Here is a 26,343-nt window from a genome sequence, read left to right on the forward strand (position 1 = left end):
TCCGCCCCGCACAACAAACGGCGACCTATGGTTAGATAGAGAGCATCGGCATGAGGAGATCCGTATGGGATTCGATCAGTGGTTCATCAAACGAGCGGAGAGGAAGCTCAACCGCCCGCTGTCGCGGGATGAAAATACAGCGCTGATTATGGCGAAGCTTGGTTGCGGGCGTTGGGATCAGATCGGGCGCCAAGCCAAGAAGCGCATCTACAATCGCGCCCTCGGTTGGCCCTATCCCTACCGATCGGATACAGCGCCGGAGCACTAGCCGGCGCCTTCCATGTGCGCCAGCAGTAGGGCCATCATTGCCTCGTCATCTGCCTGACTGAAGCCCAGCAGTTCGCGTTGCGGGTATTGCGTCTCGGGTCCATCGGGGACGACGCGGTCTTTCAGCCCGAAATGGTGGATGCGGGCGAGGCGCGACGCCCGACTGGTGAATTGGACGTAGGCTTCGTCGGTCGTAGCCCCGGCCTGCATGTGCGCCGGGGTTCGCAGCTTGGCGAACATCGCCTTGGCCTTGCGCTTCACGCCGCCTTTGCGGCCCCGGATAGCGCCGGCGATCGGGCCAGGATCCGCGCCGCCCTCGGCGGGCAGATGGCGGGCGATGCGATCCGCTCTGAACGTGCGAAGACCGTCAGCCTCGCGGTCGAATCCGGTCAGCATGTTCCCGCGCCGAACCCAGCTGCGCATGTCGACCAGGCGTTCGCCGTCGCCCTTGCGATAGATGAAGCGGATCGCCCGGCTAGCGGGCTTCTGGTCCTGTCGGGGTTTGCGTTTCGGCCAGGGCGCGCCGTCCGGCGCCACCTGGGCCTGGATACGTTTCTGCTGGGATCGGCGCAGCGCGAAGGCGGCGCGGCGCAGGAGGCGCGATCGCTCGCCGGCGGAAAGCCGGTCGAGGTAGCCGGAGACGGCTTCGCGGTAGATGGCGAGTTCGTCCTCGCGGTCGGCCATGTCAGGCGTGCGGGTGGGCGGTGCAGCTGACGATCAGTTCGTCGCCCAGGTAGATGCGGTGCAGCGGCTCGCCTCCCTCGAGGGCGAAAGGCAGCGGCTCCTCCGGCCGGGTCAGGTCGTAGCCGCCCTCGGCGCGCGGCGTCAGATAGAGGGTTTCGGTCAGCGGGATGCGAGCCATGATGTCGGCCTTGCCGTCATCGAGGAGTTCGACTTCCCAGTTCACGCCGCCGGCGGCCGCCGTGAGCGACTGCAGCTCGGGCTGCCAGCGCGCGATCCACAGCATGAGGGGAATGGTGATCTCGTCGATCGAGTAGGCGCAGTCCAGAATCCCCATGACCAGGGTGTAGCGATACTCAAACGCCAGCCCGGGCCGGCCCTGGGCGACCATGCTGCCAGTTGGGATAGCGAAGTGAAGATCAGCCGGGTTGTCGCGCGCGCCGCGATGCGACAGCGCGGCGGTCATATGGGCTTTCAGGCTCTCGAGCTTGCGCATGGCTTATCCGAAGTTTGATGGACGAGGACCAGTGGCCGGCGGGATCAACCCGCTGACCGACCCGCCAGAATGACGCGGAGCGATGTCATCCAGGGGGTGTTGGCGAGGACGCCGTAGCGGCGGCCATCCATGACATAGGCCTGAGCGGTGAAGTCCAGGACCAGGCCGGGCGGCTGCCCCGCCACAGCACCCCGCGCAGCCCGCAGTCCGAGGGGCAGGGACAGGATCACTGCGCCAGGACGCCGAAGACGCGGTTGGCGGCCGGCGCTACCGAGAGAACGGGACGGACGCAGCGGAATCCGGCGAAGAGCAGCGGGTCGAGCGGCGTCCAGGCGCCGCCGCCTACCGTAACCGTGTAAAGCGCGCCGCCGAACTGCAGCGGCAGGAGCGCCGCTGGATCCGGACCTACCTCGAAACTCACGGCGGTTGGGCCAATGCCGATCGGGGATCGCAGCGCGACCGCGCGCTTCACGCCCAGGTCGACCGGTTGCACGGCCTTGGTCTGGCCGGTCGGAATTGTGGTGTCCAGCGTGACGGCGTCCGCGCCCTGCACCGATACGGCGTTATCGGATCCCACGGGCAAGGCGCGCCACTCGCCGTTGACCAGCTTGGCCAGGGAAAGCACGGCAGCGCGCGCCCAGGCATGGCGACGGCCAGACCACCACGCCAGGACGCCGGCGTCGGTCCCAGGGCTATTCGAAAAGGCGTCCATGTCAGCGTCCGAGAAGACGGCGCCACCAGGTGGGCCGAGGTGAGATGAGAGCAAGCCAGGCGTCCTGGTCGCGGTGTTCCCCGCCGTGGACGTCGACAGCCAGTTGTCGCCGCGCATCGCAAGATAGGATCTCGGCGCCGCGCACGGCGTAGCCGATCTCCAGATCCGCCATGGTGGGGCTAGCCGGGAGGCGGCCCACCAGGACGCACGGCTGGATAGCCGTCGCCGGCATTTCTCGACGAGGCGGGATCACCGGGGCAGATGGCTGGCCGGATGTCGCACAGCTGCTGATCAACGTCGCGCAAGCGGCGAGTACGGTCAGGGTCAAGAGGGTTGCGCGCATCGATGGCGATCCTGGCGTCGGAGGTGAGGGAGAAGGCGGCCTGCCTGGCGGCGTCGGTCTGCTGCAGGACGACCTCAACCCGGGTTGTGGTGTCCTGCGCGCCGGCGACCTCGATCTGGCGCGCGGCGGCGCCGTTCGTGGCGACCGCCGCCGAAGCCTCCGCACGCTCGGCGCGGCGCCCGACCGTGTTGAACGGGTCAAAGCGGACGCCGAGGCCGCCAAGGGCGAAAAGGACGAGAGCGGCGATGGCCAGCAACGTGACCACGGAGATCACGCCGCCGAAGGGCGTCGCAAAGTTCAAGGTGCGGGTCAGGGCCTTCATCAGCGACTGCCCCGGGCATTCCACCAGGCGCGGACGTCGAAGCAGGGGCAGGCCTTCAGCCATTCGTTTGGTGAGATCTTGCCGTCGCCGTTCTTGTCTGGCGACAGGTCGCGGTGGCCTAGGATCTGCGCGGCCGGATAGGCGGCCTGCAGCTTGAGCAGTTGCTGCTCCAGGGCCTCGTATTGCGCTGGCGTGTAGTTCTGGTCCGGCTGCCCCTTGGCGTCGACGCCGCCGATTAGACAGACGCCGAGCGAGACGCTGTTGAAGCCGGAGACGTGGGCGCCGGCGACGGTGTCGGCGCGGCCCTTCTCGACGCGGCCATCGCGACGGATGACGTAGTGATAGCCGACGTCGTTGAAGCCGCGCTGCAGGTGCATGGCGCGGATCTCTTTCACGCCGATGTCGCGCGTCGGCGGCGTGGCCGCGCAGTGCACCACCAGGTAGCGGATGGACTTGATCGTCATTTGGGGTTGTCTCCTCGCCAGGCGCGTACAAGCGCGATGATGTGCTCGGCCGTGGGGCCGATCAGGTAGAGGGCGATCAGGGTGGCCAGCAGAAGGATCAGCCGATCGGCGATGACCCGCAGATCGCCGTCAGGGATCCGGGCAATCAGGAAATGCAGCTGGGTCATGGCCCAGACGGCCACCACCCAGGTGATAAGGCGGCGCCAGAGCCATTGAGATTCGGGAAGCGGCCGGTTCATCGTGCGCGATCCTTCTCCAGCTGAGCGCGGATCCAGGCGATGTCACCCTGGATGTGCTCTACCCGCTCATCGAGACGCGCAAAGTCGCCGCGCGTGATGGGCGCGACGGCCGCCTCCATGGCCTCGACCCGAGAGAAGAGGCTGCCGAAGGCGACGGCGACGATCATCACCTGCACGCCCACGGCGAAGCAGAGCTGCAGCAGGCTGATCGTGAAGGTGACGGGGTTCTTGTTCACGGCTCAGGTCCAGAGTTGGGTCATGGGAACCGGCGCTGCGCTGCGCGCGCCGGCGGGAACGAGGACTTGCTGTCCACGCGTTAGGAAAAGGCCGGCGTCGGCGAGGCCCGGGTTAGCTTCCAGCACTCGTTCGACGGCCGGCGCGCCCTGACGCAGCACCCGCCAGACCAGCTGATCGAGGGTTTCGCCCTGGACCGCCTCCACCGGCATCATGTCGTTGCCGCGCGCCATCAGATGGCCTCGGCGATCACGCGGGACCGGCCCAGGAAGTCGCGGACGGCGTAGGTGACGTTGCGCCGGTGGACATCGATGTCGGCGGCGAGCTCCTCGACGCGGTCCATGCCCGCCAACCTGGCCGACTGTCCGAGTTGCCGATCGGCAAGATCCGCGGCGACCACGGATTGGACGGCGCGCATCCAGCGCACCTGGTAGTCGCTCTGCTCATCAACCTGGTGCCGGCCGGGCACATCGGCCAGAGTGCTGAAGCCGGCGGCGACCTGATCGCGACGCCAGATGTCGAGCTCGTCCATGATGTCCAGGACGGCGCTGCGCGCGACCTCGCGAAGGCGCTCGGCGGTGACGACCTGGTCGACGCGAATCGACTTCTGCAGCAGGCCAAGATCCAGTTCCGGCCAGAACGGGCCGCATGCCATGACAGCAGGCGCGGCCGTGGTGTTCGGCGCGGGGATCGAGGTGGTGGGAGTGAAGGGTCCAGTCATGGCGCTTTAGCGAGGAGTTCCTGATTGGCCGCCTGCTGGCCCTTCGTTTCGCCGCCGCCCGGCTACGGGGTGGGGGGCTGGCCGGACGCTACAGACGGGCGAACCCGCTGTTGTCGGACCAGCCCCGCCCCGAGCGCCGGGGGGCGAGGGGTTTAGCCGCCCGCAGGGGGCGGCGTGTTCTGATCGGCCGGCTCGGTCACGCCGGCGGCCTTCTTGAGTTCGCGGGTCAGCTTCTCGATGTCCTTCTTCACGCCGCAGCGTTCGTGGAGCTCGAGGGCGCGCTGATATGATTTCAGCGTCTCTTCCCGGCGCTGGCGAAGGTCGTCTTCGTTCTCGATGTCGGCGCCGGCCATGATCGCGCGGCCGATGGCCTTGAAGAGCTTGGCTTCGACCTCGTCGTGAAGATCGATGTCGTGTTCATCGACCAGGTCCTGCAGCATGGGCAGGACGCCAGCCTCGAAGGCCTTGGCCGCGTCGCCGCCCAGGTCGTAGACCCGGATGGCTTCCTCGCAGACCTGATCGATTGCGAAGGTGATCGGGTCGCGATTGAAGCCGCTCGGCATCTCGAGCTTGTACTTCACCGCGTGCTCGAGCATCGGCAGGGCGGTCATGTAGTCGCCGACGTCGATGGTCCAGGCCATGATGGTGGTGAAGATCTGATCGAGCGGGCCGCGTTCGCCCTGGCCAGCCGCCAGGACGCCATCGCACCAGCCGCGATAGGCCGGGAGCATGTCGATCTTGGCCTCGACCTTGCGTTCGGTGGCCTTGAACTCTTTCAGCCGGCGGCGGTCTTGTTGCAGCTGGAAGACGACTTTCTGCGCGTCCGGCGACAGCGGCGTGTCGTCATTGTCGCCGTCGATGTCGATGGCGATGCCAGAGGCGGCCAGCACGGCGCCGGCCGAGCTGGCGATCAGGAAGCGGCGACGCTGGGCCGCCGGCGATACACGGTTGGGGTTGATGTCCGGAACCGAGGGAGCAGGCCGCAAGGCGGGCTTGATCTTGGCCGGGCGGCGCTTGGCCATGGCGGCCGAGGCGGCCGAGGCTTCGTCCTCAGCCTTCTTCTGGGCGGCGGCTTCCGCCCGGGCGCGCGCTTGTGCGGCGATGCTCATGTCTCGGTTCCGGTTTTCAGATGATCGGGGGCCAGGCGGCGATTACTCGCCGCCGGCGATCTCGATGTTTTCGATCAGGAGGGCGAAGTCGTAGTTCTCGACCACGTAGGCCTCGTTGACCGACTCGTAGGTCTCGACGCGGCTGCGCTTCGCGTTGTCCACGATCGTCTTCCGACGCGTGTTTTCCTGCTCGTAGATCGACAGGTTATCGAGGCGCGTGATCAGCATGGTGTTGGCCGGGAAGAACGGCACCATCACCGCCTGCTTGCCGCCCAGCTGCTTCTTGGACAGCAGGATGTCGGCTGCGACCTTCTCGGTCGGCTTGTCCTCGCCATCGACCATGGGGAAGTACTTCTCGTGCAGCAGGCCGCTGCCGACGATGACCACCAGTTCGGTGTCGCCGCGTGCCCACTCGGGCAGGAAGTTCTGGATGGCGTCGTAGACCAGGGCGTCCAGGTTCCGATAGTCGCCGCCGGTCGGAGCCACCACGATCTTGCCGGGGGTGGCGCCTTCGTCGAAGACGTGGGTCGGGCGCTTCTGCCGGATCTGTTCCAGCCAGCCGACATTGACGTCCTGCAGCAGCGGGTTGGCGACGCGGTCCGTCTGGACGTCGGCGCGGATGCCGTTCCAGCCGATCATGATGCGGTCGCGGGCCTGCTGTTGCACGGTCTGGCTGCGCAGCCGGGTCTGGAAGTCCTTGAACTTCGCCCACAGGTCCAGCTTGGCGTAGGTGACGTGCGTGTCGAAGTTGGTCTGCTTGCACTCATAGCGGTCGGCGTCGAGCGACGTCGGATCGCGCGTTTCGCGATCGCGGGCGTTGGTGTCGGTGCGACCGGCGAGGGTGCCGGCGACGCCCAGGCCGAGTTTCTCGCCCGACTGCTCATCGACCGGCACGATGTTGATCTGGCCCAGGAAGGCCGAGCTTTCGCGCTGCTTGTCGATCAGCACCTGCTGGATCGACGGATCGACCGCAAACTGCTTCTCGCTGTGGACGGTGCCTTCGGCGACGCCGTTGAGCTCGGCCTGGCGCGACAGCCAGGTGGTGTAGAGGAGGCGGGTTTTCGTCTTCATCGGGGTCAGGTTCCGTGACGGGCTCTAAGGCGTTGGGGTTCGGCGCGGGTCGGGCAGGCGGATCAGCAGTCGGTCTGTTCGACGCCGTCGCCGCCGGCATGGACCGGGCGGGCGGAATAGGAGCGATCGTGCGTCTTCTCGACGTCGCCTTTCAGGGCGGCGTGTTCGCTTTCCAGCTTGGCGAAGCGCTCGTTGGTGGCGGCCGTCGCCTGGGTCAGAGCCAGGCTGAAGGTCTGGCCGAGTTCCTTCATGCCGGTCGTGAAGGCCGTGGCCAGTTCGGCGACGTCGCCGCCGGCGGCCGACTTGTCAGCCGGGATGTTGGGCTTGGGCTCTTCGCGGTTCAGCGCCTTGCTGAACTTGGCGACGATCTTGTCGATGACGGAGTCGGTGTCCTCCGACGACGCTTGGTCTTCCGCGAACTCGATCGTGGTTTCCAGGGCGGCCGAGAACAGGCAGGAGGCGTGCTTCTTTCGGCTGTCCAGGTCGTCCTTGCGGATCTTGGCGAAGGCGTCATCGGTGCGGGTCGAGAACTTCAGCGCCTCGGTGCCCAGCGACGCCGGGGTGTCGGTCGCGGCCAGGCCCATGAGGTAGGCCTTACCCGAGCCGGAGAAGTTGGGCTCGACCTCAATCGAGGTGAACTTCTTCTGATCGGCGGCGACGTAGCCCTGCAGGGTCTCGTTGCCCTCGATCTGGGCGTAGAGCGCGACGCGCTTCTCGGTCTTGCCGGCAATCTCGATGTCGTCTTCCTGAACCTTCAGCGCGATGACGTCGCCCAGGGCGGGGAAGGGGCCGGTCGCAGAGGCGTTGCGGTAGTGCTCGACGTTGACCCGTGCGGTGTAGGTGGCCGGATTGTAGTTGCCGGCCATGTCGCGCAGCCATTGCGGTTCGATCGTGCGGCCATCCGATGCCGTCAGGCCGGCGACGGCGATGCGGGTGAACTTGGTCGTGCGCTTCTTGGACATGGGGCCTCGGGCGTGATCTGCAGGGCAGCTGGCCGCGCCAGCGAATGAGGCTGCAGATCACCGTCACCGGCCGCTCTTTCTCAAGGCGCGGCTGTTGTGCGGGGCGGACCTGACAACAGCCGCCCGTCAGAGGGGGCGAGGTCGCGCGGGTAGCGTCCGCGCCCATGAGACAGAAACCCAAGAAGCAGGACGGGCCGGAGCCCGGCGGCGCCGACGACCTCGGCGCCCTGCTGTCGTCATGCGGCGGCTTCGGTTTCCCTGTCGCGGCCATGCTGGATGAACGGCGCGCGGCCAAGTTCCTCTACTGGTCGATGTGGCGCCTGACCGACATCGCCAAGCTGCTGGGCCAGGCCGAAGGCACGATCGCCAGCTGGAAGAGCCGCGACGAGTGGGACAAGGCGACACCGCTCGAGAGAATGGAGGGCGTCACCGAGGCGCGATACGTCGCCCTGACCATGAAGGCGGCCAAGACCGGCCTGGACTTCAAGGAGCTCGATCTACTGGCGCGCCTGGCCGAGCGGTTCGCGCGGATCCGCAGGTACCAGCAGCCGGGCGGCCATGAAGGCGACCTGAACCCCAAGGTCGCCGCCCGCAACGCCGGCGAGAAGAAGAAGCCCGAACGCAACCGCATTACGGCGGACCAGGCCGAAATCCTGAAGGCGGCGCTGCTGAAGCAGCTGTTTGGCTATCAGGAGATCTGGTGGTCGAAGCGCGAACTACGCAACCGCATGCTGCTGAAAAGCCGGCAGATCGGGGCGACCTATTACTTCGCGCTCGAGGCGCTTATCGTCGCCCTGGAGACCGGCAAGAACCAGATCTTCCTTTCGGCGTCGAAGAGCCAGGCCCACGTTTTCAAGGGCTATATCCGCGCCTTCGTCATGAAGGAGATCGGCGTCGAGCTCAGCGGCGACCCGATCGTGATCGATCGCGGCGAGGACGACGAGGGCAAGATCCTCGAGCAGCCGACGCTCTATTTCCTCGGCACCAACGCCCGCACGGCCCAGGGCTATCACGGCGATTTTTACTTCGATGAGTTCTTCTGGACCTTCGGCTTCGACACGCTGAAGAAGGTCGCGTCCGGCATCGCGATGCAGAAGCGCTACCGGAAGACCTACTTCTCGACGCCGAGCTCGGTCACGCACGAGGCCTACAAGTTCTGGACCGGCGAGGAGTGGAACAGGAAGCGGCCGAAGGAGAAGCGCCGCGAGTTCGATGTCAGCTGGGCGGCGCTGAACGCCGACGGCGCGCTGGGCGCAGACAAGATCTGGCGCCATGTGGTGACGATCGAGGACGCCGAGCGCCTTGGTTGCGACCTGTTCGACCTGGACGAGCTGCGCGACGAGTATTCGGTCCCTGAGTTCGACAACCTGCTGATGTGCGGGTTCGTTGATGATACCCTGTCGGTCTTCCCGATGGCGATGCTCGCGCCCTGCATGGTCGATCCCGAGGACGACTGGCCGGACGTCGACAAGGCGCGGATCCTGATCGGCATGGGCCGGCCATACGCCGGCGAAGTCTGGCTGTCATACGACCCGAACGGCGATGGCGAGAACGCCGACGCCGCCGGCCTGGTTGTCGTGGCGCCGCCGACGACGCCGGGCGGGAAGTTCCGCGTGCTCGAGCGCCGCCAGTTCAAGGGCAGCCGCTTCGATGAGCAGGCCGAGGTGATCCGCAAATACACCAAGCGCTATCGCGTCACGAAGATCGACATCGACAAGACCGGGATCGGCGACGCCGTGTTCCAGTTGGTGCAGACCTTCTTCCCGACTGTGACGGGCCACCAGTACGACGCCTTCCTGAAAACCCAGATGGTCTACAAGGCCCTCGACGTCATCCTGAAGCACCGCCTTCAGTTCGATCGGGACCATAAGGACCTGGCCGGCGCGCTGATGTCGATCCGGCGCACGATGACCGCCTCGGGCCGCAAGGTCACCTATGAGGCCAGCCGGACCAAGGACAGCGGCCACGCTGATCTGGGCTGGGCCCTCCTGCAATGCCTGTTCAATGAGCCGATCCAGGCCGCCATCGGAGGCGATGGCGGATCCTCGACCGTGGAGATCTACGACCATGACTAAAGCCCTGACCGCGAAGCCCCTCAAGGGCGTCGTCGAGGCCAAGCCGCAAGCCTTCGCCTTGGGCGACGCAGAGCCGGTGCTGAACCGCCGCGAGCTCCTGGACGGCCTGGAGTGCTGGGACATCGCCGGGGCGGGCGGCCGCTACTATCAGACGCCGCTGCCGATGGACGTGCTGTCGAAGACGGCCAACGTCACCTCGCACCATTCGTCCGCCTTCCGCGTGAAGGTAAACCAGCTGATGCGGGACTTCATCCCGCACCCGCTGCTGGACCTGGCGACGTTTGAGGGCATCGTTCTGGACCACCTGGTGCTGGCGAACTTCTACCTGGAGCGGGTCGATAACCTGCGTGGCCAGCCGATGAAGCTGAAGCGCAGCCTGTCGCGCTACACGCGGCGCGGGGTGGAGGAGGGCGCGTTCGTCTTCCTGTCGGGCTGGAACAAGGAACACTGGTTCAAGAAGGGCTCCGTCTTCCACGGCATGCAGCCCTGGCTCGATCAGGAGATCTACGGCGTGCCCGAGTACCTGAGCGCGCTGCAGTCGGCGTTTCTGAACGAGAACGCGACCCTGTTCCGCCGGCGCTACTATCTCAATGGCGCCCATGCCGGCTTCATCATGTACGTCGGCGAGGGCGGCCTAAGCGAGAAGGACGCTGAGGCCCTGCGCGGCGCGCTGAAGAACACCAAGGGCGTCGGCAACTTCCGCTCGATGTTCCTCCATCTGCCGAACGGCAAGAAGGACAGCCTGCAGCTGCTGCATCCGGGTGAGGCGGCGGCGAAAGACGAGTTCCTCGGGATCAAGAACACGACCCGGGATGACGTCCTGGCCGCGCACCGCGTGCCGCCCCAACTGCTGGGCGTGGTGCCCGCCAACGCCGGCGGCTTCGGCGACGTCGAAAAGGCGGACCAGGTCTTCTATCGCAACGAGATCCAGCCGCTTCAGCAGCGGTTCCTGGCGATCAACGATTGGCTGGGCATGGAGGTGGTGAAGTTCCGTGATCGGGACTTGGCCATCAGCTGATGGGTAGTTGAGGTTGAGACCGTGCCAGCCTCAACTTGGATGAACAGGCGAGCAGCCTATCGACACGTAAAAGGCGGCACAGGTTATGCCTGAGCCGCCTTTTTAAGAACTTCGTTCATTCGCCCCTGCCAGCCAGGGCCGGAGGCGCGAAACCGTTCTACGATGTCTTGGTCCAGCCGTAGCGTGACCTGGATTTTAGGGCGTTCCAGCTTTGGGCGCCCCCGTTTTGTTAGCGTGCCAGAGGCGGGTCTGACGACCTTTCCCTCACGCCGGATCTCTGCTCGTTCAAAGACCTCTGGGGTCCATTCGGGAGCGTCATCCGGATCGATCCACGGTTTCGTGGTAGTGTCCTTTCTCTCGGTCATTGCACTTTCTCATCGAAATGATGCGATGTGCGCCGTCCCGCAGTGTCCAAACGATCATTACGATGTCCCCGCGGAAGGGGCCCATCGTCTGCCAGCGTTGTTCGCCGTAGTCTTTTCGGTCGTCTTGGACCGTTAGGAGGGATTCATCGCTGAAAAGAGTTTCGCCGGCGTCGGCGAAATCTAGCCCTCTGTGCTCGAGCGTTTCGGCTCGTTTGTTTTCATCATAGCTGATCGGCATGGGTTGTTGATCCTGGGGTAGTTAGATGCCTGTGGTGCATTGGCGATTTCCCTCATTGTATCCGTATGAATATACCGGGGATTTTCCCGGTCGATGGACCAGGAATTTTCCCGGCTGAATTTATGTAGCGGCATTTAATGAGCCGGTCAAGAGATTTTGTCACTACATAAATCCACGGAGCCCTATAGTTCCAATCGTCCACAGCATTGGAACAAATGGCGAACAAATAGCTTGAGGCCAGCAGGCTCGGCGCCCTAGAGCGGCGGCGGGTCGGTCGGCTCCTGGAGCGAAACCGTGAGTGCGTTGAAACAAGAACTCGTCCCGCTGATGGGGCGTCCGCTGTGCGCCGGCTTTCCATCGCCGGCGGACGACTATGTCGAGGAAGCGCTGGATCCCGCGCGGCTGATCGTCACCAATCCCGCCTCGACCTTCATGTGGCGGGTGGTCGGCCGCAGCATGATCGGCATGGGCATCAATGACGGCGACTATGCCGTGGTCGATCGCTCGTTGACGCCGAAGGCCGACGACGTCGTTGTGGCCATCATCGACGGCCTGCCCAGCGCCAAGCGGGTCATCAGACTGCGGGGAGGGCGCCTGGCGCTGGACTTCGCCAACCCAGAGATGGGGCCGTTGATTCTGGATGAGGCCAGCGAGGCGATGATCTGGGGCGTGGTGACCTGGTCGTTGACACCGCACCGGCCGGCGCCGCGATGAGCGACCGCGTCTTCGCGCTGTCGGACGGCAACAGCTTCTACTGCAGCTGCGAGCGGGTGTTCGATCCTCGCCTTGAGGGCCGCCCGGTCATCGTCCTGTCGAACAACGACGGCTGCGCCGTGGCGCGGACGCCTGAGGCCAAGGCGCTCGGTATCGAGATGGGCGCGCCCTGGTTCAAGATCCGTAAGCTGTGCGAGGCGAACGGCGTCGTGGCCAGGTCTTCGAACTACGTCCTCTACGGCGACATGAGCCGGCGCATGAACGAGATCTACCGCGCCCACGCCCAGGACGTTGAGGTCTATTCCATCGATGAGAGCTTCCTCGACTTCACCGGCATAGTGGAGCCTGCGGCCCATGCCCGCGCGATGCGGCACACGGTCAGGCAGTGGACCGGCATCCCGACCTGTGTCGGCCTCGGTCCGACGCGCGTGCTGGCCAAGGCCGCCAATCACCTGGCCAAAAAGCGGCCGGTGCTCGACGGGGTGTGCGATCTGACGTCGGCCGGCGCTCGAGACGCGCTGCTGCCCCAGCTGGCGATCGAGGACGTGTGGGGCGTCGGTCGGGCGTCCGCCGGCAAGCTGCGCGCGATCGGGGTGAACACGGCAGCAGATCTGCGCGGCCTGGACGCCCGCGTCGCTCGGCAGCTGCTGACCGTCACGGGCGAGCGCCTGGTGCGCGAGATGAACGGCGTGTTGTGCCAGGAGCTCGAGATCGAGCCGCCTGGGCGTAAGGGCATCGCGGTGACCAGGTCGTTTGGCGCCCCGATCACGCGCCTGGACGAGATGCTTGAGGCGACGGCCCTTTACGCGACCAGGGCGGGGGAGAAGCTGCGCCGGCATGGAATGCTGGCCCACCAGATGCAGGTCTTCTTCCATACCAGTCGCTTTGCCGATGGCCCCGGGCGGTCCGTGTCCGGCGTGGCCACGATGCTTGAGGCGACGTCGGACACGCTGGAACTGGTGCGCGCCGCGTCGGCCGCGACGCGTCGGCTCTGGCAGCCAGGCTATCGATACGCCAAGGCGGGCATCATCATGGAGGACCTGGTCACGCCTGCGCAGGCGCCACGGTCCCTCCTGACGCTGATGGACCCGAGGCGTGAGGCGTTGATGACAGCCATGGACGCCGTGAACAGCCGGTTCGGTCGCGGGGCGTTGTCGCCTGCACAATCCGGCGTCAGACGAGCCTGGGCTGTGCGGGCCGATATGAGGAGCCCCGCCTACACGACCCGGCTGTCAGAGACCCCGATCGCGACAGCCTGAAGGCCCCTAGCTTGGGGGAAGCGAGGGGCCGAGGTTCAGTCGATGGGGGAACGAGGTGGCGCATATTGCCGGGCCACCACCTGCATCAGCCGGCTCCGGTCATTCAACCCGCCTGCGCGGCGCGAGCGGCCCGCCGGCCCAGCCGGCGCGGCCGCCACCCAAAGCCCGCGCTTTTCCCCCCGCCTCGCCCGCGGGCTTTGTGGATCGCATTCCATGCACTTTACGGCCGCCAAATCGGCCTGGGCCGGCGGGGCTGAAGAAGAGGGTCAGGAGGAGTTCGGCGCTTGCGGTTCCTTGCAGGCTCGCAGCCCTTTCTGGTTCGGCTGACCATCCGCACATGCTGGCGTCCAGCGTCCTGCTCACCAGGTCTGGCTGAAGCTGCCGTCACGGTTGAACTGCCAGTCCGTGAAGCGCAGGACATCCCAACCAATCAGCATGTCGAACCCGTGTAGATCTTGGGAAAGGACGAGAACATCGGTTACCGTAAATGACGTCGTCGTGCCGAAGATGATGTCTGCCGCATAACTCGGCACTAGGTGTCTTCCACCGCCTACAACAGTGTTGTTCATATTGGCGGCGAATGGCAGTTCCAACGAAGCTACAATGTTTGGCTTCAGCACTACGTGCGTAGCGCCCGTATCGATCAGGGCCAGAACTCTTTTCTCCGGACATGCGCCGGAAGGATGAGCGGCGCCTTTGAGAGGATGGTAGCGCACGCCTACCTCGATTATAGGAAGTCCGTCGGGACGATTGTAGTTCAGCGTAGGCATCGCGTCTCACTGCCAATATATCACAAGGGCAACCACCCTCTCACGTCGGCTATAGACCGCGCCACTATTTATGTTCTCGATTTGGGTATCTAGCGCGCTTGCCATTCAGCGGCATGGGCTGGACACAGATCCTTGTCGGGTGCCGGAACGTGCGAGCAGCTTCTGCAGAGAGGCTTGTCGCAGGTGCCGCTGCGAGTGGACGGAACCTTCCAGTCGCACAGCTGACTCGCGGGCCGACCACAAGCGCACCTCTGGCGGCGGCTCGAGGAGCAGACAATGGCGCGACCGCCGCCGGGCAGGGCGACCGAAGTACAGGGCATTTCAGTATCCCTTCTTCATTGCCTCAGTGACGGACTCGTCGGTTAGATCGAAGTATGATTCTAACGCCGCCGAAGTTTCGTCGCGTGTTCGCTCCGCCGCCTTGGGGTTGTCGGCGGTCACATGGGCGGCAAACTCGGACATCTTGGCCAAGAGTAGACCTTGGGCGCCGGCGATGCGCCGCTCCAGCTGAGTGAATTGGCGGCCCATGGTTTTACGCTCTGCTCGCAAACGCTTGATGGCGTTGATGGCACCGTGTGGCTGTTTTACAGCTAGAACCTTGAAACAACACGATTTGTGTCTGCCTTCTAAGCGGGATGTTGCAGGTTCGAGTCCTGCAGGGCGCGCCAAGCCTCCAGGCCCTTTTCGAGATCCGAGACCAGGTCGGTCGGATCTTCCAGACCGATATGCAGACGTAGCAGTTGGCCCGACAGGGCGGGCGTATGCAGACGATGGCTCAACTGCGGGCTCTCGTGGGTGATCAGGCTTTCGAAACCGCCCCAGGAATAGCCCATGCCGAATAGGCTGAGCCCCTGCATCAGGGCGTGGGCCGAGGCCTTGTCGCCGCCCTTCATCACCACGCCCATCAGGGCCGCGCCGCCGAAATAATCGCGTCGCCACAGGTCGTGGCCGACCGAGCCGGGCAGGGGCGGGAAGAGGACACGCTCGATCTCGGACCGGGCTTGCAGCCATTCGGCGACCTGAAGCGCGGACTTGAGCGCCTCGTTGTAGCGCAGCGGCAGGGTGCGAAGCCCGCGCAGCGCCAGCCAGGCGTCGTCGGGTGAAACGTGCCAGCCCATGTCCTCTATGGTGTGCAGGATAGTGCGGGCGATCCCCGGATCCCGAACCGCGACGGCCCCCATCACCAGGTCGGAATGGCCGGCGGCGTACTTGGTCACCGCCTGGACGCTGACGTCGACGCCGTGGTGGAGTGGGCGGAAGGCGAGCCCCGCCGCCCAGGTGTTGTCCATCACCGTCAGCACGCCGCGCGCCTTGCAAGCGGTGGCCAGGGCGGGAACATCGATCACCTCGAACGTCAGAGAGGATGGGGATTCGATCAGCAGCAGTCGGGTCCGCTCACCGCAGAGCGACAGGATCTCCGCGGTCGAGGCGTCTGCGGGATGAAACCGAGTGGAGATCCCACGCGCGGCCAGGTGCCGGGTCAGGAAGCGGCGGGTGGGGCCATAGACGGCGTCGCTGGTCACCACCTCCTCGCCGGGGCGCAGCAGGGCCAGCAGGGGGACGGTCACGGCGGCGAGGCCCGAGGGCAGCAGGAAGGCGTCGCTGGCCCCCTCCAGATCGGCCAGAGCGGCGCGCAGTTCTCGCGCGGCGCTAGTCCCGTCCAGGCCGTAGACCGGACCCCGCGTCGAATCCTGCATCGAGGCGGGGTCGTCGCTGAGCATGGTGGACGCCCGCTCGACCGGAGGATTGACCGGACGCCGCCCCTGACCCCGCCGCGTGGCGGAGGCGATCAGGCGGGTGCGGTCGGAAAGGGGGGGCATGAGGGCTCCGGCGGGTTGCGGTTCTGGCCCTAGAGGGCTCTAAAGAAGGCGGGGGCGCAAGCTGGAGAGGGTGCCGGAATGCGGGCGTCGAAGATCGTGACAGGAATATCGCTGGCGCTGCTGCTGGCGACCTCCGCCTGCGAGCGGCAGGCGAAGACCGATCACGCCGAAACTACGCCGACTGCACGCCCGACCACGACTGCCATGCCAGCGGATCGGGTCAGTCCCACTCTGACGGCGATCAAACAGCGCGGCCACCTGAACTGCGGCGTCAATCAGGGGCTGGTCGGGTTCGCCTATACGGACAATCGCGGGGCTTGGCGGGGCTTCGACGTCGACTTCTGTCGGGCGACGGCGGCGGCCATCTTTGGCGATCCTGACGCCGTGCGATTCGTGCCTCTGACCGCCGAGGCGAGGTTTGACGCCCTGCGGGACGGGCGGGTGGACGTTCTGTGGCGCAATACGTCCTGGACGATGAGCCGCGACACCGGCGGTGAGCTGAGCTTCGCCGGGATCAACTACTACGACGGTCAGGGCTTCCTGGTCCGCCGTGCCCTGAACCTGAACAGCGCGTCTGAACTGAACGGGGCCCGTATCTGCGTCCAGACAGGTTCGACCACCGAGCTGAACGTCGAGGACTATTTCCGCACGCGCGGGATCGAGTTCCGCCCGGTCATGGTCAAGACCGAGGAAGAGGCCCGTCAGGCCTATGCCCGTGAGGAATGCGACGCCTTCACCGCCGACATCTCGGCCTTGGCGGCGGCGCGGACGACCCTGGCCAATCCGCAGCAGCACGCCATCCTGCCGGATGTGATCTCCAAGGAACCGCTCGGTCCGGTCGTGCGTCATGGCGACGATCAGTGGACGGCGGTGATCCGCTGGACCCTGAACGCCCTGATGCTGGGCGAGGAGCTGGGCGTGACCAAGGCCAATGTGCCGGGTCTAGCGCGTGACAGTCAGGAGCCGCGCATCCGGCGTCTGCTAGGCGAAGATGGCGAATTCGGACCGTCGATCGGTCTGCCGCGAACCTGGGCGCGGGACGCTATCGCGGCGGGCGGCAACTACGGTGAGATCTTCGAGCGGAACCTTGGCCAGCAATCGGCGCTGAATCTGGCCAGGGGCCTGAATGCGCAATGGAGCGCGCGGCCCAGCGGCCTGATCTACGCCCTGCCGATCCGCTAGGGCGTCGGCTGGTCGCTTCATCGGGGGGACGCATGACCGCAACGACCAGACCAAAGCTTCCGCTGCATGTGCTGATGTTGATCGGCTTTCTGGTCGGGCTGCTGGGTGGTCTGGCGGTCAATCTGACGATCGGCGGCGACACGCCCTGGGTTCAGTGGCTGACCTCGAACATCACTGGTCCAGCGGGACAGGTATTCCTGCGGCTGCTCTTCATGCTGGTCCTCCCGCTGCTGTTTTCGGCCCTGGTGGTCGGTGTGGCGGAGATGGGCGATCTGAAGACGCTCGGGCGGGCCGGGACCAAGAGCCTGGTGTTCACCGTCTTTATCTCAGCGGTCGCCGTGATCATCGGCCTGGTGATGGTCAACGTCTTCCGGCCCGGCGACGGGGTGGACCCGGCGCTGGCTCAGCAACTGCTGGAGCAGGGGCGCAGCGGGGCGGCCTCCATCGTCGGCAGTGCGCCGGACTCGGTCCGGGCGGGCGACTTCTTCCTCGATCTGGTGCCGTCCAACGTCTTCACCGCGGCGGCGCAGAACGAAATCCTGCCGGTCATGGTCTTCGCCCTGTTGTTCGGCATCGGGCTGGTGATGACCAAGAGCCCGGCGACGGAGCGCCTGAAACAGACCATCGAGGGTCTGTTCGAGGTGATGATGAAGCTGATCAACCTGGTCATCCGACTGGCGCCCATCGCCATCGCCTGCCTGATGTTCAATCTGGCCGCCCTGTTCGGTTGGGAACTTCTGGTGAGGCTGGCGGCCTTCGTCGGCGTCGCCGTGGGGGCCATGGCGATCCATATGTTCGTGGTCTATCCGATCTGCATCGCCACGGTGGGCGGGATGTCGCCGTTGAAGTTCTTCAGGGACATTCGCGAGGCCATGGTGGTCTCCTTCTCGACCGCCTCGTCCAACGCCAGCCTGCCGGTGTCCCTGCGTGTGGCGGAACAGAACCTGGGCCTGCCGCGAAAGATCGCCCGTTTTGTCCTGACGGTCGGGGCCACGGCCAACCAGAACGGCACGGCCCTGTTCGAGGGGGTGACGGTGCTGTTCCTGGCCCAGTTCTTCGGCGTGGATCTGAGCCTGGGTCAGCAGTTCATCGTTATGCTGGTCTGCATCCTGGGCGGCGTCGGCACGGCGGGCGTTCCGGCGGGCAGTCTGCCGGTCATCGCCATGATCCTGGCCATGGTGGGCGTGCCGCCGGAAGGGATCGGCCTGATCCTGGGCGTCGATCGCTTCCTGGATATGTGCCGCACGACGCTGAACGTGACTGGCGATCTGGTCGTTGCGACCGTGGTGTCGCGCGGCGAGGAAGATACGGACGCGCCGGTTCCGGCTGCGGCCTGAGGATCAGCCGACTGCGACGGGCACGTCATCGCGTGCGCCCCATTCGGCCCATGAACCATCATAGAGCTGTGACGCGCGTCCAAGTTCGGCCAGGCCCAGGGTCAGGATGGCGGCTGTCACGCCAGACCCGCAACTGGTGATGACGGGGCGATCCAGATCGACCCCGGCGTCGCGGAAGGCGGCTTCCAGCGCTGTGCCGCGCTTCAGTGTGCCGTCCGGGTTCAGTAACTGGCCGAAGGGCACGTTGAGCGCGCCGGGCATATGGCCGGAGCGGACACCGGCGCGTGGTTCGGCGGCTTCACCTCGGAAACGCGGAGCCCCGCGCGCGTCCACGACCTGAACCTCGTCGGCTAACGCCTGACGGACCTGATCCAGATCGACGACTTGGTCGGCGTTCAAGGCGGCGTTGAAGGTCGCAGCCTTGCTTCGAGTGGCAGGACCGTGTTCCAGAGGCCGTCCCTCGGCGCGCCATTTCGGCAGGCCGCCGTCCAGCACGCGGACCCGTTGCGCGCCCATGGTGCGCAGCGTCCACCAGACGCGAGCGGCCGAGAACAGGCCTTGGGCGTCATAGACGACGATGTCGTCGCGCTCGCTGATTCCCATCTCGCCCATGGCCACGGCAAAGGTCTGGGGCGTCGGCAGCATGTGCGGGTAGGGGCTGGCGGGGTCGGAGACGGCCTCGATGTCGAAGAAGACCGCGCCGGGCAGGCGCTCGGCCTCGAAGTCTGCTCGGGCGTCGCGTCCGTCCAGCCACCAACTGGCGTCGATGATCCGCAGGTCCGGCGCGCTGAGGCGAACCGCCAGGTCTTGCGTCGAGGTCAGGGGGCTGTCTGAGGGCGTGTGCATCGGGCTACGATAACACAGGCTGCCCAGCTATGTGGTCAGGCGCTGAGTCGCCCTGTAGGTTGCGAAGCCAAGGGTTCGACGCCACCTGTCGGACGCAAAGTTGCGGCACTAACCCGCGACTTTATCGATTCAAACAGACGAAAGCGCCGCCGTGAACCGTCCCAACGCCGTCATCGAACTGTCCGCTGGCCTGAAGAAGCCCGTCGTGATCGGCGGCGGCCGCCGTATCGTCTTCATCGCCGGCCCCTGCCAGATGGAAAGCCGCCAGCACGCGCTGGAGACGGCGCATCGGCTGAAGGAAATCGGCGAGCGGCTGGACGTGGGCATCATCTACAAGACCAGCTTCGACAAGGCGAACCGCACCAGCGCCACCGCCGCGCGCGGGATCGGTCTGAAGGACGCCCTGCCGATCTTTGCTGAAATCCGTGAAGTCACCGGCCTGCCGACCCTGACCGACGTTCACTCCGAGGCTCAGTGCGAAGGCGTGGCCGAGGCCGTGGACGTGCTGCAGATCCCGGCCTTCCTGTCGCGTCAGACTGATCTGCTGCTGGCCGCCGCCGCCACCGGCAAGGCGATCAACATCAAGAAGGGCCAGTTCCTGGCCCCCTGGGACATGAAGAACGTCATCGCCAAGGTGGTCGGCGCGGGCAACCCCAATGTCATGGCCTGCGAGCGCGGCGCCAGCTTCGGCTACAACACCCTGGTCAGCGACATGCGGTCCCTGCCGATCATGCGTGAGATCGGCTGCCCCATCGTCTTTGATGCGACCCACAGCGTGCAGCAGCCGGGCGGGCAGGGCACGTCCTCGGGCGGCCAGCGCGAGTTCGTGCCGGTCTTGGCGCGCGCCGCCGTGGCCGTGGGCGTCGACGCCGTCTTCCTGGAGACGCACGAAGATCCCGACAACGCCCCGTCGGACGGCCCCAACATGGTGCCGCTGGACCAGTTTGAGGCCCTGGCCGCTGAACTGATCGCCTTCGACGATCTGGCCATCAAGGTTGGAGCCAAGGCGCCGATGGCGAACTTGGCCTGAATCCGCTAGTTCGGCGCCATGGCTGAACGATCACTTGATTTGGGCGCGCTGCAAGGTTTGCTGGCGCAGGTGCGCGAACTGAAGGTCGCCTGCGTCGGCGATCTGATGCTGGACCGCTATGTCTATGGCGAGGTCAGCCGCATCTCGCCCGAGGCGCCCATCCCTGTCCTGCGCGCGCGCCGCACCGTGGCCATGCCCGGCGGCGTGGGCAATGTGGCCCGCAACGTCGCGGCCTTGGGCGGTCAGGCACGTCTGGGCGCAGTCGTCGGTCAGGATGCTGCGGGAGCCGAACTGGGAGACCTGATCGCGGCCGAAGTCCGGGTCGAGGACGCCCTGATCCGGCCCGAGGGCGCAGCCACCATCGTCAAGACGCGCTTCGTCGCCGCCGGTCAGCAGTTGCTCCGGCTGGACGACGAGGCCGCGCCGCATTCCGGCTATGGTGACAAAGGCGTGTTCCAAGGCGCAGGGGCTATCCTGCTGTCAGACTACGCCAAGGGCGTAGTGGACGACGATACCATTGAAGCGGCGCTATGGTCCGGGGCCGAGTATGGCGCGCCGGTTATTGTCGATCCCAAGGGCCGCGACTTCGCCCGTTATGGCGCGGTCGACGTCATCAAGCCCAACGCCAACGAACTGGCGGGCGCTACCGGTCTGCCGACGGAGACGGACGAGCAGGTCGAGGCGGCGTTGGCCGCCCTGTTGGCCGCCACCACGGCCAAGGCCGTCATCGTCACGCGCGCCGGTAAGGGCATGACCCTGGCGCGGCGCGGCGGCGGCGTCACACATTTCCCCGGCCGGGCGCGCGAGGTGTTCGACGTCTCGGGCGCAGGCGACACCTGTCTTGCCGCGCTCGGGCTGGCGCTCGGCGCGGGCGCGACGCTGGAGCAGGCGGTGCAGTTCGCCATCCTGGCCTCGGGCGTGGTGGTGGGTAAGAGCGGCACCGCCGTCGTCACGCCCGCCGAACTGATCGAGGCCGAGATGAGCCAGCACGCGGCCCTGGCCCAGTCCAAGGTCACGCCGCTGGACGAGTTGTCGGATCTGGTCGAGGTGTGGAAGCGTCAGGGCCTGAAGGTCGGCTTCACCAACGGTTGCTTCGACATCCTGCATCGCGGCCATGTGGCCTATCTGGCCCAGGCGCGCGGCTGGTGCGACCGGCTGGTGGTGGCGCTGAACACCGACGCCTCGGTTCGTCGCCTGAAGGGCGAGGGCCGCCCGGTCAATGATCTGGACAGCCGCGCGGCCGTGATCGGCGGACTGGCCAGCGTCGATCGCGTCACCGCCTTTGACGACCCGACGCCCATCGCCCTGATCGAACGACTGCGGCCCGACGTTCTGATCAAGGGTGCGGACTACACCAAGGACGAGGTCGTCGGCGCCGCCGAGGTCGAAAGCTGGGGCGGCGTGGTTCGCCTGGCTGAGTTCGCCGACGGCTATTCGACGACCAAGACGATTGAGAAGATGACTTCCGGAGCTGCTGAATGACCCCTCGCATGATCGTGGTGACGGGCGGCGCCGGATTCATCGGCTCCAACATCGTGGCGCGCCTGTGTGAGAGCGAGGCCTGGGATGTGGTCGTCTGCGACCGGCTGGAAACGGCCGATCTCGCCAAGTGGAAGAACATCGCCAAACACCCGATCGCCGACCTGTGGGCGCCCGAGGAGCTGTTTCTGCAGCTGGAACGCCACGCCGAGCGGATCGAGGCCGTGGTGCACATGGGCGCCATCTCCTCGACGACCGAGCCGGACGCAGACCTGATCCTGCGCACCAACTTCAGCCTGTCGCGCGACATCTGGGACTGGTGTGCGCTTCGCGACGTGCGGATGATCTACGCCTCGTCGGCGGCCACCTACGGCGACGGCGAGACCGGATTCGAGGATCGCGACGATCCTGAGAGCCTGAATGCGCTTCGTCCTCTAAACGCCTATGGTTATTCGAAATACCTGTTCGATCAGTACGCCGTGCGGCAGGCGGATCGCGGACAGGCGCCGCGTCAGTGGGCGGGGCTGAAATTCTTCAACGTCTATGGCCCGAACGAGGGCCACAAGGGTGGGATGAAGTCGGTCGTGGCCCAGATCTGGCCCAAGGTGCAGGCGGGCGAGACGGTCAGCCTGTTCCGTTCGCACAACCCCAACTATCCCGACGGCGGCCAACTGCGCGACTTCGTCTATGTCGATGACGTGGTGAACATCATCGACTGGCTTCTCCAGACGCCGGGTGTGTCGGGGGTGTTCAACGCCGGATCCGGCCAGGCGCGGTCCTTCGCCGACCTGGCGCGCGCGACCTTCGCCGCCGCCGGCAAGGAAGCCTCCATCGCCTATGTGGACATGCCTGAGGCGATCCGCGACCGGTATCAGTATTTCACCGAGGCCAGCATGGACCGCATCCGCGCGGTCGGTTTCAACGGCCAGTCGACCCCGCTGGAAGAGGGCGTGCGGCGCTATGTTCAGGACTTCCTGTCGCAGCCGGATCCCTATCGATGAAGGCGCCAAGCCTGACCTTGCGCCAGTGGGTCGGCTATATCGGCTTTGCGCTCGTCTTCATTCTGGTGGCTGCAGTCGCGGTCTGGCGCGGCGATATTCTGAAGGCGGCGCTGGATCCCCAAATTCCCTTCCAGACTTACGATCCGCCGCCCGCGCCGGACTATCGCCAAGCCTCCGCCTGGGCCCTGCTTGACGCCCGAGCTGCCGGAGCGGGAAACGCCGCAATCTTTTTTGTTCATTCGACCACCTACAACGGGGGGGCTGACTGGAACGGCCCGATCGGAGATGGCAAGGCCGACGCCTACCTGAAGCGTGTCGTCATTCCTAACTACGCCGGGCCCTTCGCCCGCGCGGGCGCCATCAGCGCGCCGCGCTATCGGCAGGCCAGCCTCTACACGCGCCTGACCTTGCGCGAGGATGCTCGTGAAGCCCGCGCCTTCGCCTATGGCGACGTCGAACAGGCTTTCGATCAATGGCTCGGCGCCCATCCGAGCGGTCCGATCATCCTGGCCGGTGTTGAGCAGGGTGCGGATCTGATCGCCCGATTAGTTCACGAGCGGGTGGCGTCTGATGCGAGACTCAGACAGCGTCTGGTCGCGGTCTATCTAATGGACGCTCTCGTCGATCAGGATCAGATGACCCCGCTCGCCGCCTGTCAGGTTAGAGATGAGGCTGGTTGCGTCGTGGGCTGGTCACAGGTGGGTGAGGGCGACGATGGCGCAGCCAAGCGGCGGCTTCGACGCGCCCTGGTATGGGATGATCGAGGGCAGTTGGTCGAATTGGGAGATCGTCCGGCCCTGTGCGTAAACCCCGTGTCCGGCAGCGACGATGGTGCGATGGTTTCGCAGCGCCGACATCTAGGCGCGGCCAACGCCACAGGTCTGGAGTGGGGGCTTCGTCCCGCCTTCATCGATCGGCAGATCGCCACGCAATGCCGGGACGGCCTACTGCGCCATACAGTACTGAAGTCGGAATCCTTCCGCGAGTTCAGTGGCTGGGCCGACCGCCGCAAGGCGCGACCCTACAACCTGTTTTATGCCGACATCGAGGCTGATGCGGTGGCCCGGCTCGCGGCCTGGAACGCCAGGCAAGCTTCCTAGTCCGCGCTCGCTCGGTCGGTTCGCCAGTCGAACAGGGCTTCCAGCACCCGCACGGCCTCGCCGCGCGGACTGGTCAGGTCGGGGTCGCGGCCCAGGATCAGACGGGCGTCATCCGACGCCGCCAGCATCAGCGAGCGGTGCTTGATCGGATCGGCGAAGCGATAGGCGGGGAAGCCGCTCTGCTTTAGGCCTAGGGGGTCGCCGCCGCCTCGCAGACGGAAGTCCTCCTCGGCGATCTCGAAGCCGTCTTCGGTGCGGCGCAAGGTCTCCAGACGTTCGCGCGCCGTCTCGCCCAAGGCGCCGTCCTGACCGCCGTACAGCAGGATGCAGGCGCTGGACTTGGCCCCGCGTCCGACACGGCCGCGCAGTTGGTGAAGCTGGGCCAGGCCGAAACGGTCGGCGTGTTCGATGACCATGATGGAGGCGTTGGGGACATCGACGCCGACCTCGACGACCGTGGTGGCGACCAGCAGCGGGATGCGGCCCTCTGCGAACTCGGCCATCACCGCCTCGCGCTCGGCGCCCGGCATCTGGCCGTGGGCCAGGCCGACCTCGACTTGCAGGATGCGGCGCAGGTCGTTGGCGCGTTCCTCGGCGGCCGCCAGATCGATGGCTTCTGACTCGGCCACCAGCGGACATATCCAGTAGGCTTGGGCCCCGCTGTCGATCGCCGCCTTCAGCCGTTTGGCCACCTCGCCGATGCGGACCAGAGGCACGACGGCGGTGGCGACGGGGGTGCGGCCCGGCGGTTTCTCCATCAGGCGGCTGACTTCCAGCTCGCCATACTGGGTCAGTTCCAGCGTGCGCGGGATCGGCGTGGCCGACATGGTCAGTAGATGGACGCCGCCGAGGCTGGGGTCGCCCTTGGCCTGAAGCCGCTGGCGCTCGTTGACGCCGAAGCGGTGCTGTTCGTCGATGACGGCCAGGGCCAGGCGTTTGAACTGCACCGCGTCCTGGAACAGGGCGTGGGTGCCGATGGCGACCTGGGCCTCGCCCGAGGCCAGGGCGGCCAGCCGTTTGCGCCGCTCGGCCTGGGTATCGCGGCCTGTCAGCAGGACGGCCGAAATCCCGGCTTCTTCCAGCATGGGGGCGAGCCGCTGATAGTGCTGGCGGGCAAGAATTTCCGTTGGCGCCATCAGGGCGGACTGGAAGCCGCTGGAAGCCGCGTCGGCCAGTGCGAGCGCCGCCACAGCCGTCTTGCCCGAGCCCACGTCGCCTTGCAGCAGGCGCCCCATCTGCTCGCCGGTGGCCAGGTCGGCGCGGATTTCTTGAAGGGCGCGCGCTTGGGCGCCGGTCAAGGTGAAGGGCAGGGCGGCCAGCATCCGCTGCGAGGCCTCGCCTGCCGTGATCCGTGCGGCTGGTGTGATCTGTCGCGTGCGACGACGACGGGCCAGGGCCAACTGGTGGGCGAACAGCTCGTCATAGGCCAGACGCTGACGCGCGGGGGCCTCGGCGGTCAGGTCCATTTCGGACGTGGGTGCATGCAGGCTCTCCAGCGCCGCGCGCCAACCAGGCCAGCGTCGCGTCGCAAGCCAGGCGGCGTCCTGCCACTCGGCCAGCTCTGGAGCGAGGGCCAGCGCGCCCTGCGCCAGTTTGCGCACCACACGCGAGGTCAGTCCTTGCGTCGCCGGATAGACGGGTTCGGACAGAGGAATCTCGTCCGCCTTTTCCAGCGGCAGGATGTAGTCGGGGTGGGCGATCTGCACCTCGTTGTTGAAGCGCTCGACCTTGCCTGTGACCAGCCGTCGCTCGCCGCGCGGAGCCAGACTTTCGATATGGCGCGGCGACCCGGCGAACCAGATCAGATGGACGAAGCCGGTTTCGTCCGACGCTCGCATCTTTAGCGGTGCGCCGATCTTGTGCGGCGGGATCAGCCGGTCGATCAGGACGTCGAAGACGCCGATCTCACCCTCGACGGCGGCGGCGGCGGTCGTGCGGCGGCGCTGGATGATGCCGGACGGCGACAGGAACAGCACGTCGCGCACCAGCGGACCCGCCAGTTTGTGCACTAGGGGCGCGCTCCTGGGCCCCACGCCCTTCAGGGTGGAGACGTCCGCAAAAAGGGGAAAGAGAATCTCAGGCCGCATTAGCCTCAGCATAGCTGGCGAAAACGGAACGGGAACGCTATCTGATCGAACTCTTCACATGAACGGACCGGGCAAGGAAACGCGTGGCCGAAATTGACGCACGTCCAGAGGACAATCTGAAGCACCAACGCCTTGGCCGGATCTCGTATCGCGCCTGGCGACGGGGCTTCCGCGAAGCCGACATGGTGCTGGGCCCCTTCACCGATCAGGTCGGACCGACGCTGAGCGACGAGGAACTGGATCAGCTCGAGACCCTGCTGGATGAAGAGGATCAGTACCTCTACGCCTGGATCATCGAGAAGGAGCCGACCCCGCCTGAGTTCGACGGGCCGATGCTGGCGCGCATCCGGACGTTCATGCGCGAACACGTCGCGGCGGAAGTGGCCAAGGGTATCGGTTGA

General features: G+C 66.0%; 32 protein-coding genes. 12 read left to right on the forward strand and 20 right to left on the reverse strand.

Going from position 1 to position 26,343, the window contains the following annotated elements:
• Positions 1–64 precede the first annotated feature (64 nt).
• The gene (locus tag HNP51_RS06460; protein WP_184268295.1) at positions 65–268 is read left to right on the forward strand and encodes a hypothetical protein; all 204 of its coding nucleotides are present in this window, start codon (positions 65–67) and stop codon (positions 266–268) included.
• On the opposite strand, the gene HNP51_RS06465 is transcribed toward HNP51_RS06460, so the two are convergent.
• The 13 genes from HNP51_RS06465 to HNP51_RS06525 all read right to left on the reverse strand — a co-directional run bounded on the left by HNP51_RS06465 (position 265) and on the right by HNP51_RS06525 (position 7,621).
• On the reverse strand, positions 265–951 hold the full coding sequence (locus HNP51_RS06465; RefSeq protein ID WP_184268297.1) for a phage virion morphogenesis protein: 687 nt from the start codon (positions 949–951) through the stop codon (positions 265–267). The genes HNP51_RS06460 and HNP51_RS06465 overlap by 4 nt on opposite strands.
• Before the next feature lies 1 nt (position 952).
• A complete protein-coding gene (locus tag HNP51_RS06470) occupies positions 953–1,444 on the reverse strand; it encodes a phage tail protein (protein WP_184268299.1) in 492 nt (163 codons plus the stop codon).
• 44 nt (positions 1,445–1,488) lie between these two features.
• Complete coding sequence (locus HNP51_RS06475; protein ID WP_184268301.1) at positions 1,489–1,674, reverse strand: hypothetical protein; 186 nt, start codon at positions 1,672–1,674, stop codon at positions 1,489–1,491.
• A complete protein-coding gene (locus HNP51_RS06480; protein WP_184268302.1) occupies positions 1,671–2,156 on the reverse strand; it encodes a hypothetical protein in 486 nt (161 codons plus the stop codon). Before HNP51_RS06480 ends, HNP51_RS06475 begins: the two co-directional genes overlap by 4 nt.
• 179 nt (positions 2,157–2,335) lie before the next feature.
• A complete protein-coding gene (locus HNP51_RS06485; protein ID WP_184268304.1) occupies positions 2,336–2,821 on the reverse strand; it encodes a hypothetical protein in 486 nt (161 codons plus the stop codon).
• Positions 2,821–3,285 (reverse strand): N-acetylmuramoyl-L-alanine amidase, encoded by a 465-nt coding sequence (locus HNP51_RS06490; protein ID WP_221415758.1) that lies wholly within the window; start codon positions 3,283–3,285, stop codon positions 2,821–2,823. The genes HNP51_RS06485 and HNP51_RS06490 overlap by 1 nt, the downstream gene beginning before the upstream one ends.
• Entirely contained in the window at positions 3,282–3,524 is a 243-nt protein-coding gene (locus HNP51_RS06495; protein ID WP_184268306.1) for a hypothetical protein, read from the reverse strand. The genes HNP51_RS06490 and HNP51_RS06495 overlap by 4 nt, the downstream gene beginning before the upstream one ends.
• Positions 3,521–3,760: a hypothetical protein gene (locus tag HNP51_RS06500; protein ID WP_184268308.1), complete on the reverse strand. Its 240-nt coding sequence runs from the start codon at positions 3,758–3,760 to the stop codon at positions 3,521–3,523. The genes HNP51_RS06495 and HNP51_RS06500 overlap by 4 nt, the downstream gene beginning before the upstream one ends.
• Before the next feature lie 3 nt (positions 3,761–3,763).
• The gene (locus tag HNP51_RS06505) at positions 3,764–3,991 is read right to left on the reverse strand and encodes a tail protein X (protein ID WP_260398360.1); all 228 of its coding nucleotides are present in this window, start codon (positions 3,989–3,991) and stop codon (positions 3,764–3,766) included.
• Positions 3,991–4,479, reverse strand: a complete 489-nt coding sequence (locus tag HNP51_RS06510; RefSeq protein ID WP_184268310.1) for a head completion/stabilization protein — start codon at positions 4,477–4,479, stop codon at positions 3,991–3,993. The genes HNP51_RS06505 and HNP51_RS06510 overlap by 1 nt, the downstream gene beginning before the upstream one ends.
• Positions 4,480–4,631: 152 nt before the next feature.
• Entirely contained in the window at positions 4,632–5,588 is a 957-nt protein-coding gene (gpM, locus tag HNP51_RS06515; protein ID WP_184268312.1) for a phage terminase small subunit, read from the reverse strand.
• 42 nt (positions 5,589–5,630) lie between these two features.
• Positions 5,631–6,659 (reverse strand): phage major capsid protein, P2 family, encoded by a 1,029-nt coding sequence (locus HNP51_RS06520; protein WP_184268314.1) that lies wholly within the window; start codon positions 6,657–6,659, stop codon positions 5,631–5,633.
• A 62-nt stretch (positions 6,660–6,721) separates the two neighbouring features.
• Positions 6,722–7,621 (reverse strand): GPO family capsid scaffolding protein, encoded by a 900-nt coding sequence (locus HNP51_RS06525; RefSeq protein WP_184268316.1) that lies wholly within the window; start codon positions 7,619–7,621, stop codon positions 6,722–6,724.
• Positions 7,622–7,785: 164 nt separating this feature from the next.
• Between HNP51_RS06525 and HNP51_RS06530 the strand changes: the two genes are divergently transcribed.
• Together HNP51_RS06530 and HNP51_RS06535 are read left to right on the forward strand one after the other, a co-directional pair.
• Positions 7,786–9,696: a terminase large subunit domain-containing protein gene (locus tag HNP51_RS06530; RefSeq protein ID WP_221415759.1), complete on the forward strand. Its 1,911-nt coding sequence runs from the start codon at positions 7,786–7,788 to the stop codon at positions 9,694–9,696.
• On the forward strand, positions 9,689–10,714 hold the full coding sequence (locus HNP51_RS06535) for a phage portal protein (protein WP_260398361.1): 1,026 nt from the start codon (positions 9,689–9,691) through the stop codon (positions 10,712–10,714). Before HNP51_RS06530 ends, HNP51_RS06535 begins: the two co-directional genes overlap by 8 nt.
• Positions 10,715–10,797: 83 nt before the next feature.
• Here HNP51_RS06535 and HNP51_RS06540 read toward each other — a convergent pair whose 3' ends face one another.
• Positions 10,798–11,079 (reverse strand): BrnA antitoxin family protein, encoded by a 282-nt coding sequence (locus HNP51_RS06540; RefSeq protein ID WP_184268320.1) that lies wholly within the window; start codon positions 11,077–11,079, stop codon positions 10,798–10,800.
• A complete protein-coding gene (locus HNP51_RS06545) occupies positions 11,030–11,317 on the reverse strand; it encodes a BrnT family toxin (RefSeq protein WP_184268322.1) in 288 nt (95 codons plus the stop codon). The genes HNP51_RS06540 and HNP51_RS06545 overlap by 50 nt, the downstream gene beginning before the upstream one ends.
• Positions 11,318–11,611: 294 nt before the next feature.
• Here HNP51_RS06545 and HNP51_RS06550 point away from each other — a divergent pair, with 294 nt between their 5' ends.
• Positions 11,612–12,031, forward strand: coding sequence for a LexA family transcriptional regulator (locus HNP51_RS06550; protein ID WP_221415760.1), 420 nt, complete (start codon positions 11,612–11,614; stop codon positions 12,029–12,031).
• A complete protein-coding gene (locus HNP51_RS06555) occupies positions 12,028–13,290 on the forward strand; it encodes a Y-family DNA polymerase (RefSeq protein WP_184268324.1) in 1,263 nt (420 codons plus the stop codon). Before HNP51_RS06550 ends, HNP51_RS06555 begins: the two co-directional genes overlap by 4 nt.
• A 359-nt stretch (positions 13,291–13,649) precedes the next feature.
• On the opposite strand, the gene HNP51_RS06560 is transcribed toward HNP51_RS06555, so the two are convergent.
• From HNP51_RS06560 to metC, 3 genes are all read right to left on the reverse strand, one after another.
• On the reverse strand, positions 13,650–14,060 hold the full coding sequence (locus HNP51_RS06560; RefSeq protein ID WP_184268326.1) for an aspartyl protease family protein: 411 nt from the start codon (positions 14,058–14,060) through the stop codon (positions 13,650–13,652).
• A gap of 321 nt (positions 14,061–14,381) precedes the next feature.
• Positions 14,382–14,588: a hypothetical protein gene (locus HNP51_RS06565; protein WP_184268328.1), complete on the reverse strand. Its 207-nt coding sequence runs from the start codon at positions 14,586–14,588 to the stop codon at positions 14,382–14,384.
• Between the two features lie 98 nt (positions 14,589–14,686).
• Positions 14,687–15,880 carry a cystathionine beta-lyase gene (metC, locus tag HNP51_RS06570; RefSeq protein ID WP_184268330.1) on the reverse strand — a complete coding sequence of 398 codons (1,194 nt, stop codon included), beginning with the start codon at positions 15,878–15,880 and terminating at the stop codon, positions 14,687–14,689.
• A gap of 78 nt (positions 15,881–15,958) precedes the next feature.
• On the opposite strand from metC, the gene HNP51_RS06575 reads away from it, so the two are divergent.
• Together HNP51_RS06575 and HNP51_RS06580 are read left to right on the forward strand one after the other, a co-directional pair.
• Positions 15,959–17,062: an amino acid ABC transporter substrate-binding protein gene (locus HNP51_RS06575; protein ID WP_184268332.1), complete on the forward strand. Its 1,104-nt coding sequence runs from the start codon at positions 15,959–15,961 to the stop codon at positions 17,060–17,062.
• 32 nt (positions 17,063–17,094) lie between these two features.
• Complete coding sequence (locus tag HNP51_RS06580) at positions 17,095–18,399, forward strand: dicarboxylate/amino acid:cation symporter (protein ID WP_184268335.1); 1,305 nt, start codon at positions 17,095–17,097, stop codon at positions 18,397–18,399.
• A gap of 3 nt (positions 18,400–18,402) precedes the next feature.
• On the opposite strand, the gene sseA is transcribed toward HNP51_RS06580, so the two are convergent.
• The gene (gene sseA, locus HNP51_RS06585) at positions 18,403–19,245 is read right to left on the reverse strand and encodes a 3-mercaptopyruvate sulfurtransferase (protein WP_184268337.1); all 843 of its coding nucleotides are present in this window, start codon (positions 19,243–19,245) and stop codon (positions 18,403–18,405) included.
• Positions 19,246–19,372: 127 nt separating this feature from the next.
• Between sseA and kdsA the strand changes: the two genes are divergently transcribed.
• From kdsA to HNP51_RS06605, 4 genes are read left to right on the forward strand one after another with little or no spacing between them, the layout of a single operon-like run.
• Positions 19,373–20,275: a 3-deoxy-8-phosphooctulonate synthase gene (gene kdsA, locus HNP51_RS06590; RefSeq protein WP_184269114.1), complete on the forward strand. Its 903-nt coding sequence runs from the start codon at positions 19,373–19,375 to the stop codon at positions 20,273–20,275.
• Between the two features lie 18 nt (positions 20,276–20,293).
• Positions 20,294–21,757: a D-glycero-beta-D-manno-heptose 1-phosphate adenylyltransferase gene (rfaE2, locus tag HNP51_RS06595; RefSeq protein WP_184268339.1), complete on the forward strand. Its 1,464-nt coding sequence runs from the start codon at positions 20,294–20,296 to the stop codon at positions 21,755–21,757.
• Complete coding sequence (rfaD, locus tag HNP51_RS06600; RefSeq protein ID WP_260398362.1) at positions 21,754–22,755, forward strand: ADP-glyceromanno-heptose 6-epimerase; 1,002 nt, start codon at positions 21,754–21,756, stop codon at positions 22,753–22,755. The genes rfaE2 and rfaD overlap by 4 nt, the downstream gene beginning before the upstream one ends.
• On the forward strand, positions 22,752–23,855 hold the full coding sequence (locus tag HNP51_RS06605) for a DUF3089 domain-containing protein (RefSeq protein WP_184268341.1): 1,104 nt from the start codon (positions 22,752–22,754) through the stop codon (positions 23,853–23,855). The genes rfaD and HNP51_RS06605 overlap by 4 nt, the downstream gene beginning before the upstream one ends.
• On the opposite strand, the gene recG is transcribed toward HNP51_RS06605, so the two are convergent.
• Entirely contained in the window at positions 23,852–25,942 is a 2,091-nt protein-coding gene (gene recG, locus HNP51_RS06610; protein ID WP_184268343.1) for an ATP-dependent DNA helicase RecG, read from the reverse strand. The two genes, HNP51_RS06605 and recG, sit on opposite strands and share 4 nt — an antisense overlap.
• 83 nt (positions 25,943–26,025) lie before the next feature.
• Between recG and HNP51_RS06615 the strand changes: the two genes are divergently transcribed.
• Complete coding sequence (locus HNP51_RS06615; protein WP_184268345.1) at positions 26,026–26,343, forward strand: succinate dehydrogenase assembly factor 2; 318 nt, start codon at positions 26,026–26,028, stop codon at positions 26,341–26,343.

Origin of the sequence: Brevundimonas bullata (assembly GCF_014207965.1) — a bacterium.
GTDB classification, from domain to species: Bacteria; Pseudomonadota; Alphaproteobacteria; order Caulobacterales; family Caulobacteraceae; genus Brevundimonas; species Brevundimonas bullata_A.

Bases quoted from the DNA above. Each gene is read 5' to 3' on its own strand.
- gpM (WP_184268312.1), bottom strand. From the start codon at position 5,588: ATGAGCATCGCCGCACAAGCGCGCGCCCGGGCGGAAGCCGCCGCCCAG.
- HNP51_RS06465 (WP_184268297.1), bottom strand. From the start codon at position 951: ATGGCCGACCGCGAGGACGAACTCGCCATCTACCGCGAAGCCGTCTCC.
- HNP51_RS06490 (WP_221415758.1), bottom strand. From the start codon at position 3,285: ATGACGATCAAGTCCATCCGCTACCTGGTGGTGCACTGCGCGGCCACG.
- HNP51_RS06605 (WP_184268341.1), top strand. From the start codon at position 22,752: ATGAAGGCGCCAAGCCTGACCTTGCGCCAGTGGGTCGGCTATATCGGC.
- sseA (WP_184268337.1), bottom strand. From the start codon at position 19,245: ATGCACACGCCCTCAGACAGCCCCCTGACCTCGACGCAAGACCTGGCG.
- recG (WP_184268343.1), bottom strand. From the start codon at position 25,942: ATGCGGCCTGAGATTCTCTTTCCCCTTTTTGCGGACGTCTCCACCCTG.
- metC (WP_184268330.1), bottom strand. From the start codon at position 15,880: ATGCCCCCCCTTTCCGACCGCACCCGCCTGATCGCCTCCGCCACGCGG.
- rfaE2 (WP_184268339.1), top strand. From the start codon at position 20,294: ATGGCTGAACGATCACTTGATTTGGGCGCGCTGCAAGGTTTGCTGGCG.
- HNP51_RS06540 (WP_184268320.1), bottom strand. From the start codon at position 11,079: ATGACCGAGAGAAAGGACACTACCACGAAACCGTGGATCGATCCGGAT.
- HNP51_RS06480 (WP_184268302.1), bottom strand. From the start codon at position 2,156: ATGGACGCCTTTTCGAATAGCCCTGGGACCGACGCCGGCGTCCTGGCG.
- HNP51_RS06470 (WP_184268299.1), bottom strand. From the start codon at position 1,444: ATGCGCAAGCTCGAGAGCCTGAAAGCCCATATGACCGCCGCGCTGTCG.
- HNP51_RS06535 (WP_260398361.1), top strand. From the start codon at position 9,689: ATGACTAAAGCCCTGACCGCGAAGCCCCTCAAGGGCGTCGTCGAGGCC.
- rfaD (WP_260398362.1), top strand. From the start codon at position 21,754: ATGACCCCTCGCATGATCGTGGTGACGGGCGGCGCCGGATTCATCGGC.
- HNP51_RS06505 (WP_260398360.1), bottom strand. From the start codon at position 3,991: ATGGCGCGCGGCAACGACATGATGCCGGTGGAGGCGGTCCAGGGCGAA.
- HNP51_RS06460 (WP_184268295.1), top strand. From the start codon at position 65: ATGGGATTCGATCAGTGGTTCATCAAACGAGCGGAGAGGAAGCTCAAC.
- HNP51_RS06520 (WP_184268314.1), bottom strand. From the start codon at position 6,659: ATGAAGACGAAAACCCGCCTCCTCTACACCACCTGGCTGTCGCGCCAG.
- HNP51_RS06575 (WP_184268332.1), top strand. From the start codon at position 15,959: ATGCGGGCGTCGAAGATCGTGACAGGAATATCGCTGGCGCTGCTGCTG.
- HNP51_RS06495 (WP_184268306.1), bottom strand. From the start codon at position 3,524: ATGAACCGGCCGCTTCCCGAATCTCAATGGCTCTGGCGCCGCCTTATC.
- HNP51_RS06555 (WP_184268324.1), top strand. From the start codon at position 12,028: ATGAGCGACCGCGTCTTCGCGCTGTCGGACGGCAACAGCTTCTACTGC.
- HNP51_RS06545 (WP_184268322.1), bottom strand. From the start codon at position 11,317: ATGCCGATCAGCTATGATGAAAACAAACGAGCCGAAACGCTCGAGCAC.
- HNP51_RS06485 (WP_184268304.1), bottom strand. From the start codon at position 2,821: ATGAAGGCCCTGACCCGCACCTTGAACTTTGCGACGCCCTTCGGCGGC.
- HNP51_RS06580 (WP_184268335.1), top strand. From the start codon at position 17,095: ATGACCGCAACGACCAGACCAAAGCTTCCGCTGCATGTGCTGATGTTG.
- HNP51_RS06510 (WP_184268310.1), bottom strand. From the start codon at position 4,479: ATGACTGGACCCTTCACTCCCACCACCTCGATCCCCGCGCCGAACACC.
- HNP51_RS06530 (WP_221415759.1), top strand. From the start codon at position 7,786: ATGAGACAGAAACCCAAGAAGCAGGACGGGCCGGAGCCCGGCGGCGCC.
- HNP51_RS06560 (WP_184268326.1), bottom strand. From the start codon at position 14,060: ATGCCTACGCTGAACTACAATCGTCCCGACGGACTTCCTATAATCGAG.
- HNP51_RS06525 (WP_184268316.1), bottom strand. From the start codon at position 7,621: ATGTCCAAGAAGCGCACGACCAAGTTCACCCGCATCGCCGTCGCCGGC.
- HNP51_RS06565 (WP_184268328.1), bottom strand. From the start codon at position 14,588: ATGGGCCGCCAATTCACTCAGCTGGAGCGGCGCATCGCCGGCGCCCAA.